Source organism: Photorhabdus sp. HUG-39 (assembly GCF_963878365.1).
Lineage (GTDB): Bacteria > Pseudomonadota > Gammaproteobacteria > Enterobacterales > Enterobacteriaceae > Photorhabdus > Photorhabdus kayaii.
Window position 1 is genome coordinate 32,921 of sequence record NZ_CAWNWY010000021.1, and the last position, 12,504, is coordinate 45,424.

Here is a 12,504-nt window from a genome sequence, read left to right on the forward strand (position 1 = left end):
AAAGAGGCAACTTGAAAGATAACGGGTATATAATGAATGATGGGAGGCATGCCTCCCATCATTCATTATAAATTTACAGGAATAAGTGAACTCAGAAATGAACTCATCAACTTCCATCAGTCAAACTCAAGCATGGCTGGAAAGTTTGCGTCCTAAAACGCTACCACTCGCCCTTGCCGCCATTATTACTGGCTCAGCCCTTGCTGCCTGGACAGGGCATTTCAAGCTACCGGTCGCCTTACTAGCACTATTAACAGCAGCCATACTGCAAATTCTGTCCAATCTCGCCAATGATTACGGTGATGTTATCAAAGGCAGTGATACTGAAAAGCGTATCGGGCCACTACGTGGTATGCAAAAAGGCATTATTACCATCTCACAGATGAAAAAAGCGCTGAAGATTATTGTCCTGCTAACTTGTCTGTCTGGTAGCGCCTTGATTGCCGTTGCCTGTGAAGAACCTAGCGATATATTCGGTTTTTTGGCACTTGGCCTGCTAGCAATTATTGCCGCAATTACCTATACAGTCGGTACAAAGCCTTATGGCTATATGGGACTTGGCGATATTTCAGTACTGATTTTCTTTGGCTGGTTAAGTGTTGCCGGTACTTATTATCTTCAAGCAGGTTTTTTTGATTCAGTTGTCATACTCCCGGCGACAGCCTGTGGTCTTCTCTCTGCTGCTGTTCTGAATATCAATAACTTGCGTGATATTGAAGATGACAAACGGCATGGCAAAAATACCCTGGCCGTCCGTCTCGGCCCTAAAAAAGCCCGTTATTATCATGGATGTTTAATAATCACAGCAATACTCTGCTTGGTATTATTCACCATACAAAACCCGTCTGGCTGGTCAAGCTGGTTGTTCTTGCTCGCTCTGCCTTGGTTGTTCAAACATATGTGGTATGTACTTAATGAACCCACACCGGAAGGAATGCGACCAATGTTGGGACAGATGGTTAAGACGGCATTATTGACTAATATTCTATTTTCAGTTGGTCTTATTTTTAATTAGACAATATTTGTGCTGTTTTTCCGAAGGTGTTGTAACTTAATCATTCTGGATACCTGTTAACAATATCAATTTAATAATTGATGATTTTGCTAACATCGGCCTGAAAGGGATATACTGACTGTTCCATACCTTAACCAGACGTAAATCCTATGAAATATGATACTTCCGAGCTTTGTGACATCTATCAAGAAGAAGTAAATGTGGTAGAGCCTATGTTCTCCAATTTTGGCGGGCGTACTTCATTTGGTGGTCAAATCATCACGGTTAAATGCTTTGAAGACAACGGATTACTTTACGACCTGCTTGAAGACAACGGTCATGGACGCATTTTACTGGTAGATGGTGGTGGTTCTGTACGCCAAGCATTAATTAACGCTGAACTGGCACAACTCGCTGTGCAAAATGGATGGGAGGGTATTGTTGTTTACGGTGCTGTACGTCAGGTTGACCAGTTAGCAGAGTTCGACCTCGGCATTCAAGCTATAGCCGCTATTCCTGCTGGCTGTCGTGATGAAGGGACCGGCGCAAGCGATATCCGGGTGAATTTTGGTGGTGTCACCTTCTTCTCTGGCGATTATTTGTATGCCGATAACACCGGTATCATTTTGTCTGAAGAACCACTGGGACTTGATGATGAAGAAGATGAGATCATCTGATGATAATGTATGATAAAACTAAGGGCGATTTTTCAGATCGCCCTTCTTTTGTCTGTTGGAAATTTTAATTACTGAACATCTTCCATTTTGCCTAACAAGGCACGCAAACGTTCTTGCCATACTTGCTGCTCTTGTTTTAATTGCTCATTCTCATGAGCCAGAGACTCACGGCCGCTGGTTGCATTCTGGATCTCCTGAGACAAAGCTCGATTTTTTTCTTTTAATTCTTCAATTTCCATTTGTAGCAGGGTAATAGTATCAATCGCCTGCTGAACCTTGGCTTCCAGCTTTTCAAAAACTTCAAATGACATTCTCGGTTCCCCCTTATAAGCAATTGTCTGATTGTATGTAGCCAAAGCTCCCCTGTCTAGCAACATCCCCAACACATGAAAAATAACTACCAAATAAAAAGCTCAAAATGTCTCCCACTTTAATTTTTAGCAAAATAGCGGATAAATGCGGATTCGCTCATTTTGTTGACACAACACACACATTTTAATTTCGCTATTTCTCGTTTCCGCTCATTAACGATAAATTTACATAATCTCCTTTTCAATTTCTGAAAGGTGACAATAATAATTACGCCTCTAAAATCTTCTTTGTAGGATAGAACATATGAGCCAAACCACTAGCACGACATTAACCGGACAATGTATCTCTGAGTTTCTTGGTACCGCACTATTGGTTTTCCTTGGAGTAGGCTGTGTTGCCGCTGCACGTATTGCCGGCGCACAATTAGGCTTATGGGAAATCAGTATTATTTGGGGTATGAGCGTTGCGTTGGCTGTTTATCTCACCGCAGGTGTTTCCGGTGCTCACCTTAACCCAGCAGTGACGATTGCCTTATGGTTGTTTGCCCGCTTTGATGGCAAAAAGGTTATCCCTTTCATTATTGCCCAAATGATTGGTGGCTTCATCGCTGCCGTTCTCATTTACATGATGTACTACAGCGTATTCCTTGATTACGAACAAGTACACAATATCATTCGTGGCACGCCTGAAAGCCTGTTTACAGCAGGTGTATTCTCTACTTACCCAATGGCGCCACTGTCCATTTCTCAGGCTTTTATGATAGAAGTTATCATTGCCGCCATTCTGCTCTGTTTGATTCTATCGCTGACTGACGACGGTAACGGTATTCCCCGCGGTCCTCTGGCCCCGTTACTGATTGGTATTGTGATTGCCGTTATCGGCGGTGCATTTGGCCCATTAACCGGTTTCGCGCTGAACCCGGCCCGTGACTTTGGTCCCAAATTAGTTGCTTATCTGGCCGGTTGGGGAGATATTGCCCTGACGGGTGGGCGTGAAATCCCTTACTGTCTGGTTACTCTGACCGCCCCCATTATCGGCGGTATTGTGGGAGCATTTGGCTACCGCAAACTTATTGGTCGTAATTTACCATCTGATGTTCATAAGACTGAAGATCAGAAGAAAAAGAAAGCCTAAAGTAGAGCATTACCAGAACAGGTTATTATCATGACAACAGAAAATATGATTGAGAAAAAGTATATTGTCGCTCTTGATCAGGGAACCACCAGTTCCCGAGCAATAATTCTTGATCACGACGCCAATATTATCTCAATTTCCCAAAGAGAGTTTACGCAAATTTATCCTAAACCGGGTTGGGTAGAACACGATCCAATGGAAATCTGGGCAACCCAAAGCTCAACTTTAGTAGAAGTATTGGCGAAAGCGGATATTAGTTCTGATCAGATTGCCGGTATTGGGATTACCAACCAACGTGAAACAACGATTATTTGGGAAAAAGAAACCGGTAAACCTATTTACAATGCCATCGTTTGGCAATGTCGCCGTACCGCAGACGCGTGTACTAAACTCAAACAAAAAGAGGGATTAGAAGAATATATTCGCCAGAATACAGGGTTGGTAGTAGACCCTTATTTCTCCGGCACCAAAGTAAAATGGATCTTAGATAACGTCGCAGGCGCCCGTGAACGAGCTGAAAAGGGTGAGCTCCTATTCGGTACTGTGGATACTTGGCTGGTATGGAAAATGACTCAAGGCCGTGTCCACGTTACCGATTTCACAAACGCCTCCCGAACGATGCTGTTCAATATTCACAATCTGGAGTGGGATCAACATATTCTTGATGAGTTACAAATCCCGCGATCCCTACTGCCTAGCGTTCATTCATCTTCTGAGATTTATGGTCAGACCAACATCGGCGGTAAAGGCGGCACCCGGATCCCTATCTCAGGTATCGCAGGTGATCAGCAAGCTGCTCTATATGGTCAACTTTGTGTCCAACCGGGTATGGCGAAAAACACCTACGGGACAGGCTGTTTCCTACTGATGAACACGGGTACAGATGCCGTACGCTCCAATCACGGCCTACTAACAACCATTGCCTGTGGTCCTCGCGGCGAAGTGAACTATGCACTTGAAGGTGCGGTTTTCGTTGGTGGTGCCTCTATTCAGTGGTTGCGTGATGAACTGAAACTTATTGCAGATGCGGCTGACTCCGAATATTTTGCCACTAAAGTTAAAAATAGTAACGGCGTGTATGTGATCCCTGCTTTTACCGGCCTTGGTGCCCCCTATTGGGACCCCTACGCCCGAGGGTCAATTTTCGGCCTAACCCGCGGCACCAACAGTAATCACATCATTCGTGCGACGCTGGAATCTATCGCCTATCAGACCCGTGATGTACTGGACGCTATGCAAGCTGATGCAGGCACCCGGTTGCAAGCACTACGGGTAGATGGCGGAGCCGTTGCCAATAACTTCCTGATGCAATTCCAATCAGATATTCTTGGCACCCGTGTAGAACGCCCTGTGGTGCGTGAAAGCACTGCATTGGGCGCAGCATTCCTCGCAGGATTGGCAGTTGGCTACTGGAAAGACCTGGATGAAGTGAAAAGTAAAGCCACCATTGAAAAAGAATTCCGTCCAAGCATTGAAACCACTGAACGTAATTACAAATACAATGGCTGGAAAAAAGCAGTTGCCCGTGCGCAGGATTGGGAAGATAAAGGTTAATTAATATAAAGAAAGGGTGAAATTACCACCCTTTCTTTACTATATGATTAAACGACATATCCCTAGCGTTGCATTCTATACCCGTTATCTTTCAAGTTGCCTCTTTGTTGGCTGCACTCACTCACCCCGGTCTCATAGTTACCTATGCTCCCGGGGATTCGCTCCCTTGCCGTCGCGATGCATCTTGAAATCCATAGGGTATATGTGCCAATGGTAACCAACAAAGCAAGATCAAAACTGACGTAAAGAACATATTCCTGCACCAAAGACAAAAGTAGTGCATAATTTTATTTTCAGAAAAAATTGCAGTCAATTACGCCATATATGACAACAAATATGCACATATAAACCAAATATTAATAAAATTATGGTTAATTTTTCTATGACACAGAATCGATAATGGTATTTATCCCTATAGGACTAAAATAGCGACGTAAAAACAAACTGTTCGGAGATTTCTTTCGGGATAGGAGATAAATTCCAATGGCAAACTGGGTTACAGGAAAAGTTACACAAGTTATTCACTGGACGAATACCTTATTCAGCATCAGGATACATGCACCGGTTGAAGAATTTACTGCGGGTCAGTTTGCAAAACTGGCGATGGAAATAGATGATGAACGGGTGCAACGGGCCTACTCTTATGTTAATGCCCCGATAGATAATAATCTTGAATTCTACTTAGTCACGGTTCCAGAAGGCAAACTCAGCCCACGGTTAGCAGCTCTGCAACCGGGTGATGATCTCTTAGTAACAGAACAAGCCGCAGGCTTTTTTATTCTTGATGAAATACCTGATTGTGAAACATTATGGATGCTTTCAACAGGGACTGCCATTGGCCCTTATCTGTCAATCCTCCAGCAAGGAGATCATCTGGATAGATTCAAGAACATCGTATTGGTGCATGCAGTCAGACTAACACAAGATTTAAGCTATCTGCCCTTAATGCAGCAATTAGTTGAACGTCTCAATGGCAAGTTACGAATTCAGACTATCGTCAGTCGTGAACAAAACCCCGGCTCATTGACTGGTCGTATCCCAGCATTGATCGAGAACGGCGAACTTGAGTCCGCTGCCGGACTTACGATGAACAGTGACAACAGCCATATTATGTTATGCGGTAACCCTCAAATGGTGAAAGATACCCAGCAACTGCTAAAAGAGCGGCGTGGAATGACAAAACACTTACGCCGCAAACCGGGGCATATCACCAGTGAGCAATATTGGTAGTTTCAATCATCTTTGACAGAAATAAAATCCACTTTCTCTGTCGCCTCACCAAACCGGTTTGGCCCATCCGTACCACGGAATACACCGCAATCAAGCACCATCATTACAATGATCAATGTGGGGATAAAACGGCCAATCCCCCATTGCCAGAACGGTGCCATGCCACCCCAGTCAACAGCAATCAACAGCCCTGCCAGTAATAAAAGCAGCGACCAGCCTCCCCGCTTATTTCGATCATGCAGACGCTTAACCATCATTGCCGCTACGGGATACATCACCAAGACAAGTGCAAAAACAGCATAGTGCATGGTCAAAGAATTCATTCCCTGAATAGTCAAGATAACAAACATCAAAGCCAAGCAAACACCAATGCCAATCCAGAATTCACACCGCCCAATTCGTCCTTTGAATGAAAAACCCCATTGTTGTAATGTCATCTATTCTTTTCCAATCGTGTATTCTGTTTCTCTGCGCAGTTTAACCTAAGCGAGCGGCAACATGAAAATGGACGTTAATAAATTTCTAGCCATAATATTAGCGGCAAACAGCGTCGGTTTGCCATTGGTAGCCCATGCTGATAAATCCACAACCACAGAACCCACAGTACAAGCGACCTATCTTCTGCCGAATGCCCCCTCTTTCGATGAAACTATCCCGCGATTTCGCGAAAAATATAATCGCCACAACCCGACATTGCCACTACGCGAGTATCGGGTAATCATAAGTAAAAACATTTATCCGCCACTGACACGAGCTGCCAGTAAAATCAATGAAAAACTCTATTCTTCCGCCGTACTTGAGCGAGGAAGCGAAAAAATCAAAAGCCTGCAACTGACATTACTACCATCAGAAAATACCGCTGAAACTCAGCAAAACCAAATGCTGGCAGAGCAGTACATGATCGCCCTAATGCGCCACTTTAACCCAACGCTTTCACAGGAACAAAGCAAAGAGAATATTGATAACTTACTCATAAACAGCAAAAAATCGCCATTTTACAGCCACAACATCGGCGCTATTCGCTATATTGTGGTAAATAGTAGCGAAAAAACGCTTACTTTCGCTATTGAACCGATTAAGCTATGGTTATTTGAACCCGATAACTAATCAAATTTAGCAATAAAAAAAAGCTATTGTCGGCAATGATCACTATACTGTGGAGCGCCGATCTACCGAATCGATCTTAAGAATGAATTTCATTCAACTCACTACTTAAACATTCTCTGGTTGGAGGAAAAAACATGCGACATCCATTAGTTATGGGTAACTGGAAATTGAATGGCAGCACCCATATGGTTAACGAACTCATCACTGGCCTGCGTCAAGAATTAAGCAGTGTTACCGGCTGTGACGTCGCTATCGCGCCACCAGCGCTTTATCTCTCTCAGGCTAAACAAGCACTGGCTGGCAGCCGCATTGCTCTAGGTGCACAGGACGTTGACGTTAACCTGTCTGGTGCATTTACCGGTGAAACTTCCGCCACAATGTTGAAAGACATTGGCGCAGAATACATTATTATCGGCCACTCTGAACGCCGTACTTACCACCAAGAAAGTGATGAATTCATTGTGAAAAAATTTTCCATTCTTAAACAACAAGGTCTAATCCCTGTTTTGTGCATCGGCGAAACTGAACAGGAAAATGAAGCCGGCCAAACTGAAAGCGTATGTGCAAGGCAAATTGATGCGGTTCTGAACATATTGGGAGTAGAAGCATTCCAAAATGCGGTCATTGCTTACGAACCTGTTTGGGCAATTGGTACAGGCAAATCAGCAACACCGGCACAAGCTCAGGCTGTGCATAAATTCATCCGTGATCATATTGCGCAGAAAGATACAGCAATCGCACAACAAGTCATTATCCAGTACGGTGGCTCTGTGAACGCAGATAATGCCGCTGAACTATTCGCTCAACCAGACATTGACGGTGCATTAGTTGGCGGTGCATCTCTAAAAGCGAATGCTTTCGCTGTTATCGTAAAAGCCGCAGCCACTGCGAAAAAAGCCTAATTCATATTTCAACGATAATTGACCGCCGTACACCTACGGCGGTTACTCATTTTTATCGCTGAATAATCTCATCAAACACACCGCCAGTCGCAAAATGCACTTTTTGAGCTTCACCCCAACCGCCGAATATCTTATCGACAGTAAATAATTCCAACGCAGGAAAAGAGGAGCGGTACTTATCAGCAACCGCTTTATCACGTGGTCGATAATAGTTTTTAGCCGCTATCTCCTGCCCAACTGGCGAGTAAAGGTATTGCAGATATTCTGTTGCTAGCTCACGGCTATGACGTTTATCAACAACCTTATCAACAACAGAAACCGTCGGCTCAGCCAGAATTGACAGACTAGGTGTCACAATTTCGAATTTATCTTTATCAAGCACATTAATCGCTAATAATGCCTCATTCTCCCAGGCAATTAATACATCACCGATTCCACGCTCGACAAAAGTACTGGTCGCTCCTCTTGCGCCAGAATCGAGCACTTCAACATTCTGGTAAAGGGCTTTAACAAACGCTTTCGCTTTGTCCTGTTCCTGATTGTTATGAATCAACCCATAACCCCATGCAGCCAAATAATTCCAGCGTGCACCGCCCGATGTTTTTGGATTAGGTGTCACAACAGATACTCCTGGACGAACTAAATCTGACCAGTCTTTAATTTGCTTTGGATTACCTTTCCGCACTAAAAAAACAATGGTTGAAGTATAGGGGGCAGAATTCTCTGGCAAACGCTTAATCCATGCTTTCGCTATCCGGCCACGTTCCGCAATGGCATCCACATCATAGGCCAAAGCCAGTGTCACCACATCCGCCTCAAGGCCGTTGATAACAGAAGTTGCCTGTTTACCCGAACCACCATGAGATTGCCGGATTATCACTTTATCCCCTGTCTTCTGTTGCCAATAATCGCTAAAAGCCTGATTATACTGCTGATATAACTCACGGGTTGGATCATAGGAAACATTAAGAAGTTGAAGATCTTTTGCCCAGACGCTGCTATTGGTAATCAATAGTAACGCCAATGCCACACGCCATCTGACTTTCATTTGAATCTCTCCACAAGCTGTTTTAACTGTTATGAAATTCAAGGCTGACAGAAAGCGTTATCACTCAGAAATAATTAAAAGCATTTATTTATATGTGAAAGGAATATCTAAAGATAAATTACAGCCTCCAACGAGGCTGCAACGGATTTAGATTTGCCGGTATTGACGTGATCAATACAACTTTTTCGCGGTTTCCAACCAATCCTGTTTAAACACACGTTTCATATTTTGCACTGCATCAATGATGTCATGATGAACAAGTTTCTCGTTTTGAATACCAACACAACGACCACCATAACCTTCCAACAGCAATTGAATGGAATATGCCCCCATACGGGAAGCCAGAATACGATCATAGGCAACCGGGGAACCACCACGCTGAACATGGCCTAAGACTGTGGCACGGGTTTCATGATGCGTCTCTTTTTCGATATGTCTCGCAAGTTCATAAACATCACAAACATGTTCGGTAATTGCAACGATGGCATGGCGTTTGCCTTTATCGATACCCGCTTTAATTTCCGCTACGAGCTCATCACAACTAAATGAGACTTCCGGTAGAACAATAAACTCACAACCACCTGCAATAGCGGCTGACAAAGTGAGATCACCACAATAACGTCCCATGACTTCAACAATGGAAATACGTTTGTGGGAAGTCGAGGTATCACGCAGACGGTCAATCGCTTCAACCACAGTTTCCAGCGCCGTGAAATAGCCGATGGTATAGTCGGTACCCGCCACATCATTATCAATAGTGCCCGGTAGACCAATGCAGGGGAAACCCGCTTCTGTCAGTTTTTTCGCACCAAGATAGGAACCGTCACCGCCGATAACGACCAGAGCATCAAGACCGTTTTTTCTCATGTTCTCAATAGCGACAGTACGAACCTTCTCATCCCTGAACTCTGGGAAACGGGCTGAGCCTAGAAAAGTACCACCACGGTTAATCATGTCGGACACACTAAAACGGTCAAGTTTCTTCATGCGGTTTTCATACAAGCCAAGATAGCCATCATAAATACCGAAAACTTCCAACCCTTCGGTTAATCCCGCACGAACCACACCACGAATAGCTGCATTCATACCCGGCGCATCACCGCCACTCGTTAAGACACCGATTCTTTTGATCTCATTGCTCATGACGACCTCTGACTTGTAGATGTAATAATTGCAAACCCGCTAACGGCGGACTCCGTATGCGATCACTTTGCCTGAGAAATCTGCCTTTTTAACCTGCTACCACCCGGCGTACTGAAACAATCAAGCTGAATTGATTCAACTTTTCATATAATACGGTAAAAAACCAAGTCTGCATTAACAATAAGTCCCTTTTTGAGATCAAGTTGGCTAAAAAACCATTTAATTATGCTCCTATAGCTCTTAAGGTCATCAACCAACCTCCGAGAAATCCTATCCTTATATCCCCGCTCGCACTGGACAACTGTCTTGAGCGACAATTTATAAACCAAATCTCCGGCCCGTTTACCAATAGCAATGACGAGCAAGATAATCTCATTGTCGTTCACCTCATAAACCAAGTGGTAGCCAGAAGACCGCACCGGTTAACTCGACCACTTAGTCTTGCTGACGGCACATGAGGGGATAGTAAGCGAATAATTCAGGCGGCACACAATAAAACGCTGGTTCATTTCGGTTTAGGATTACGATAGCCTCACCTTTTCCCTGTAAATATGTTCCCATAGGGTTACGTTTCAGATCGGTAATACTCGCCGCTGTGTTTGTTAAGATTTGATATGCCATACACCACCTCATACAATTATATAATTCAACACTAGATCATTTATACTCAAGATACTTCAAAGTGCATGTTTGAAAAACGATTATGTTGTTGAATTTAAATGTTTTTATATCTGACAACTCAAGCATCTTGAAGTTCATTCGGTATAAGAGCACTACAAAATGATCTTTTATTTAATCTTTATGTATAAAAATAACGTGTCAGATGGAAAAAGACTGGGGCGGCAAAACACAACGAATCGATCCTATCTAACATGCCGCCATGACCTTCAATCATTTCACCGAAATCTTTAATGCCACTATCACGTTTTATCGCCGACATACACAAGCCACCAATAAAGCCCATCAGCGTAATCGCTAATGACATCAAACCTGCCTCCCACGGAGAAAATGGCGTTACCCAATAAAGTGACATTCCTAATAACACTGAAACCAAAATGCCACCAACAAAACCTTCAACTGTTTTATTTGGACTCAATTTAGGCACAATAGGATGTTTGCCAAATAATTTACCAAACACATATTGCAAGACATCTGACATCTGCACCACAATCATTAAAAACAACAATAACTCGACATTCTCCCCCTCATAACCTGGAATATCTAACATCAATAAAGCGGGGGCATGGCTAATACAAAATACAGCAACTAACATACCCCACTGTATTTTGGCTGTCCGTTCCAGAAAGTTCGTTGTATCTCCAGCCAATGCAATACGAGCAGGTAAAAACAGGAAAACATAAACAGGAATGAAAATAGAAAACACGCCATACCACTCAATACCAACGGCAACGTATTGCAATGGCATGAAAATAAAGAAACACCAGAACATGGCCTCATGGTCACTTCGTCGTGTTGGTGTCAAAGTGAAAAATTCCCGCAAAGCGAAAAATGACATACTCGCAAATAATAACACCGAACCGATTGGCCCAATAATCACCGACAACACACAAATAATACACATCCCCCACCAGCCACGGATGCGGGCATTCAGATTATCGATTGTCGCATTACTGTTATCCCTTGAATATTTGGAGGAAAGTATTGCACCAACAATACTGGCAATAATTAACGGCACGAACATACCTCCCAACAACAGGAGTAGTTTATTATTAAGCATAGTCATAATATTAACGCCTCCAATGCCTGACGAGCTCTCTGTAAAAAGTCAGCTTTTTCCTCTTTTGCACCTAACTTTTCCAAAGGTTGTCCAAATGTTGCCGAGCAAATAACAGGAACAACAAGTGCCGAGCCTTTTGGCAAAACCCTGTTTAAATTTTCCAGATAAACTGGAATAAGCTCAATATCAGGATATTTCTTCGCTAAATAATATAGCCCCCCTTTAAACTTATTGATTTGTTCCCCACTCCCTCGCGTTCCCTCCGGGAACAAAATTAAAGATTCCCCTCGTTTTAATACATCCTCCATGGGTGTCAGGGTATTTCCCTTTAAACAATCCTCTCCTTTACGATCAATAAGCACAGCCCGAAAAACTTTATTAATAAAATATCTGCGCAGATAAGTTTTACTCCAATAATCACGTGCAGCAACTGGATGCACCCGAGAACGTAACACCCGAGGAAATCCAGCCCAAATAACTAATCCATCCAGATGACTGCTATGATTAGCATAATAAATTCGGGAAACTACCGATGGCTTACACCCAATCCAACGAATTCTCACTCCTGTTAATAAACGGCAAAGCCCAGACAGAAACGAACCCATACCTTTACTTACCAATGTCACTTCTTGTGGTTTATACCCTATGGATTTCAAGATGGATCG

At 43.4% G+C, this 12,504-nt stretch carries 14 protein-coding genes and 1 pseudogene; 7 read left to right on the forward strand and 8 right to left on the reverse strand.

What is annotated here, in order from left to right:
* Nucleotides 1-97: 97 nt before the first annotated feature.
* Together AAC155_RS14360 and rraA are read left to right on the forward strand one after the other, a co-directional pair.
* Entirely contained in the window at nucleotides 98-1,015 is a 918-nt protein-coding gene (locus AAC155_RS14360; RefSeq protein ID WP_113042987.1) for a 1,4-dihydroxy-2-naphthoate polyprenyltransferase, read from the forward strand.
* Nucleotides 1,016-1,164: 149 nt separating this feature from the next.
* Complete coding sequence (gene rraA / locus AAC155_RS14365; protein WP_113042989.1) at nucleotides 1,165-1,671, forward strand: ribonuclease E activity regulator RraA; 507 nt, start codon at nucleotides 1,165-1,167, stop codon at nucleotides 1,669-1,671.
* 68 nt (nucleotides 1,672-1,739) lie between these two features.
* On the opposite strand, the gene zapB is transcribed toward rraA, so the two are convergent.
* Nucleotides 1,740-1,982: a cell division protein ZapB gene (gene zapB / locus AAC155_RS14370; protein WP_113042990.1), complete on the reverse strand. Its 243-nt coding sequence runs from the start codon at nucleotides 1,980-1,982 to the stop codon at nucleotides 1,740-1,742.
* 304 nt (nucleotides 1,983-2,286) lie between these two features.
* Here zapB and AAC155_RS14375 point away from each other — a divergent pair, with 304 nt between their 5' ends.
* Complete coding sequence (locus tag AAC155_RS14375; protein ID WP_113042991.1) at nucleotides 2,287-3,117, forward strand: MIP/aquaporin family protein; 831 nt, start codon at nucleotides 2,287-2,289, stop codon at nucleotides 3,115-3,117.
* 30 nt (nucleotides 3,118-3,147) lie between these two features.
* A complete protein-coding gene (gene glpK, locus AAC155_RS14380) occupies nucleotides 3,148-4,671 on the forward strand; it encodes a glycerol kinase GlpK (protein ID WP_112895294.1) in 1,524 nt (507 codons plus the stop codon).
* A gap of 62 nt (nucleotides 4,672-4,733) precedes the next feature.
* Here the strand turns inward: glpK and AAC155_RS14385 are convergent, their stop codons facing one another.
* The gene (locus AAC155_RS14385) at nucleotides 4,734-4,943 is read right to left on the reverse strand and encodes a hypothetical protein (protein ID WP_146748101.1); all 210 of its coding nucleotides are present in this window, start codon (nucleotides 4,941-4,943) and stop codon (nucleotides 4,734-4,736) included.
* 211 nt (nucleotides 4,944-5,154) lie between these two features.
* Between AAC155_RS14385 and fpr the strand changes: the two genes are divergently transcribed.
* Complete coding sequence (fpr, locus tag AAC155_RS14390) at nucleotides 5,155-5,901, forward strand: ferredoxin--NADP(+) reductase (protein ID WP_113042993.1); 747 nt, start codon at nucleotides 5,155-5,157, stop codon at nucleotides 5,899-5,901.
* Nucleotides 5,902-5,903: 2 nt separating this feature from the next.
* Here fpr and AAC155_RS14395 read toward each other — a convergent pair whose 3' ends face one another.
* Complete coding sequence (locus AAC155_RS14395; RefSeq protein WP_112878960.1) at nucleotides 5,904-6,338, reverse strand: DUF805 domain-containing protein; 435 nt, start codon at nucleotides 6,336-6,338, stop codon at nucleotides 5,904-5,906.
* A gap of 67 nt (nucleotides 6,339-6,405) precedes the next feature.
* Here AAC155_RS14395 and AAC155_RS14400 point away from each other — a divergent pair, with 67 nt between their 5' ends.
* On the forward strand, nucleotides 6,406-7,008 hold the full coding sequence (locus AAC155_RS14400) for a YiiQ family protein (protein WP_387491436.1): 603 nt from the start codon (nucleotides 6,406-6,408) through the stop codon (nucleotides 7,006-7,008).
* A gap of 134 nt (nucleotides 7,009-7,142) precedes the next feature.
* Nucleotides 7,143-7,910 (forward strand): triose-phosphate isomerase, encoded by a 768-nt coding sequence (gene tpiA / locus AAC155_RS14405; RefSeq protein ID WP_113042996.1) that lies wholly within the window; start codon nucleotides 7,143-7,145, stop codon nucleotides 7,908-7,910.
* A 52-nt stretch (nucleotides 7,911-7,962) separates the two neighbouring features.
* Here tpiA and AAC155_RS14410 read toward each other — a convergent pair whose 3' ends face one another.
* The 5 genes and pseudogenes from AAC155_RS14410 to AAC155_RS14430 form a co-directional block, all read right to left on the reverse strand.
* On the reverse strand, nucleotides 7,963-8,958 hold the full coding sequence (locus AAC155_RS14410) for a sulfate ABC transporter substrate-binding protein (RefSeq protein ID WP_113042998.1): 996 nt from the start codon (nucleotides 8,956-8,958) through the stop codon (nucleotides 7,963-7,965).
* Nucleotides 8,959-9,129: 171 nt separating this feature from the next.
* Nucleotides 9,130-10,101: a 6-phosphofructokinase gene (pfkA, locus tag AAC155_RS14415; RefSeq protein ID WP_113042999.1), complete on the reverse strand. Its 972-nt coding sequence runs from the start codon at nucleotides 10,099-10,101 to the stop codon at nucleotides 9,130-9,132.
* A 465-nt stretch (nucleotides 10,102-10,566) separates the two neighbouring features.
* A pseudogene (locus tag AAC155_RS14420) lies at nucleotides 10,567-10,722 on the reverse strand (plasmid stabilization protein); the annotation flags it as partial.
* A gap of 178 nt (nucleotides 10,723-10,900) precedes the next feature.
* The gene (locus AAC155_RS14425) at nucleotides 10,901-11,845 is read right to left on the reverse strand and encodes a phosphatidate cytidylyltransferase (RefSeq protein WP_191214902.1); all 945 of its coding nucleotides are present in this window, start codon (nucleotides 11,843-11,845) and stop codon (nucleotides 10,901-10,903) included.
* Complete coding sequence (locus AAC155_RS14430; protein ID WP_113043072.1) at nucleotides 11,842-12,444, reverse strand: lysophospholipid acyltransferase family protein; 603 nt, start codon at nucleotides 12,442-12,444, stop codon at nucleotides 11,842-11,844. Before AAC155_RS14430 ends, AAC155_RS14425 begins: the two co-directional genes overlap by 4 nt.
* Nucleotides 12,445-12,504 lie beyond the last annotated feature (60 nt).

What these genes read in the sequence shown, in the direction of transcription:
- AAC155_RS14375 (WP_113042991.1), top strand. Translation starts at nt 2,287, where the DNA reads ATGAGCCAAACCACTAGCACGACATTAACCGGACAATGTATCTCTGAG.
- AAC155_RS14360 (WP_113042987.1), top strand. Translation starts at nt 98, where the DNA reads ATGAACTCATCAACTTCCATCAGTCAAACTCAAGCATGGCTGGAAAGT.
- tpiA (WP_113042996.1), top strand. Translation starts at nt 7,143, where the DNA reads ATGCGACATCCATTAGTTATGGGTAACTGGAAATTGAATGGCAGCACC.
- AAC155_RS14430 (WP_113043072.1), bottom strand. Translation starts at nt 12,444, where the DNA reads ATGGGTTCGTTTCTGTCTGGGCTTTGCCGTTTATTAACAGGAGTGAGA.
- glpK (WP_112895294.1), top strand. Translation starts at nt 3,148, where the DNA reads ATGACAACAGAAAATATGATTGAGAAAAAGTATATTGTCGCTCTTGAT.
- pfkA (WP_113042999.1), bottom strand. Translation starts at nt 10,101, where the DNA reads ATGAGCAATGAGATCAAAAGAATCGGTGTCTTAACGAGTGGCGGTGAT.
- AAC155_RS14410 (WP_113042998.1), bottom strand. Translation starts at nt 8,958, where the DNA reads ATGAAAGTCAGATGGCGTGTGGCATTGGCGTTACTATTGATTACCAAT.
- AAC155_RS14425 (WP_191214902.1), bottom strand. Translation starts at nt 11,845, where the DNA reads ATGACTATGCTTAATAATAAACTACTCCTGTTGTTGGGAGGTATGTTC.
- AAC155_RS14395 (WP_112878960.1), bottom strand. Translation starts at nt 6,338, where the DNA reads ATGACATTACAACAATGGGGTTTTTCATTCAAAGGACGAATTGGGCGG.
- fpr (WP_113042993.1), top strand. Translation starts at nt 5,155, where the DNA reads ATGGCAAACTGGGTTACAGGAAAAGTTACACAAGTTATTCACTGGACG.
- zapB (WP_113042990.1), bottom strand. Translation starts at nt 1,982, where the DNA reads ATGTCATTTGAAGTTTTTGAAAAGCTGGAAGCCAAGGTTCAGCAGGCG.
- rraA (WP_113042989.1), top strand. Translation starts at nt 1,165, where the DNA reads ATGAAATATGATACTTCCGAGCTTTGTGACATCTATCAAGAAGAAGTA.
- AAC155_RS14400 (WP_387491436.1), top strand. Translation starts at nt 6,406, where the DNA reads ATGGACGTTAATAAATTTCTAGCCATAATATTAGCGGCAAACAGCGTC.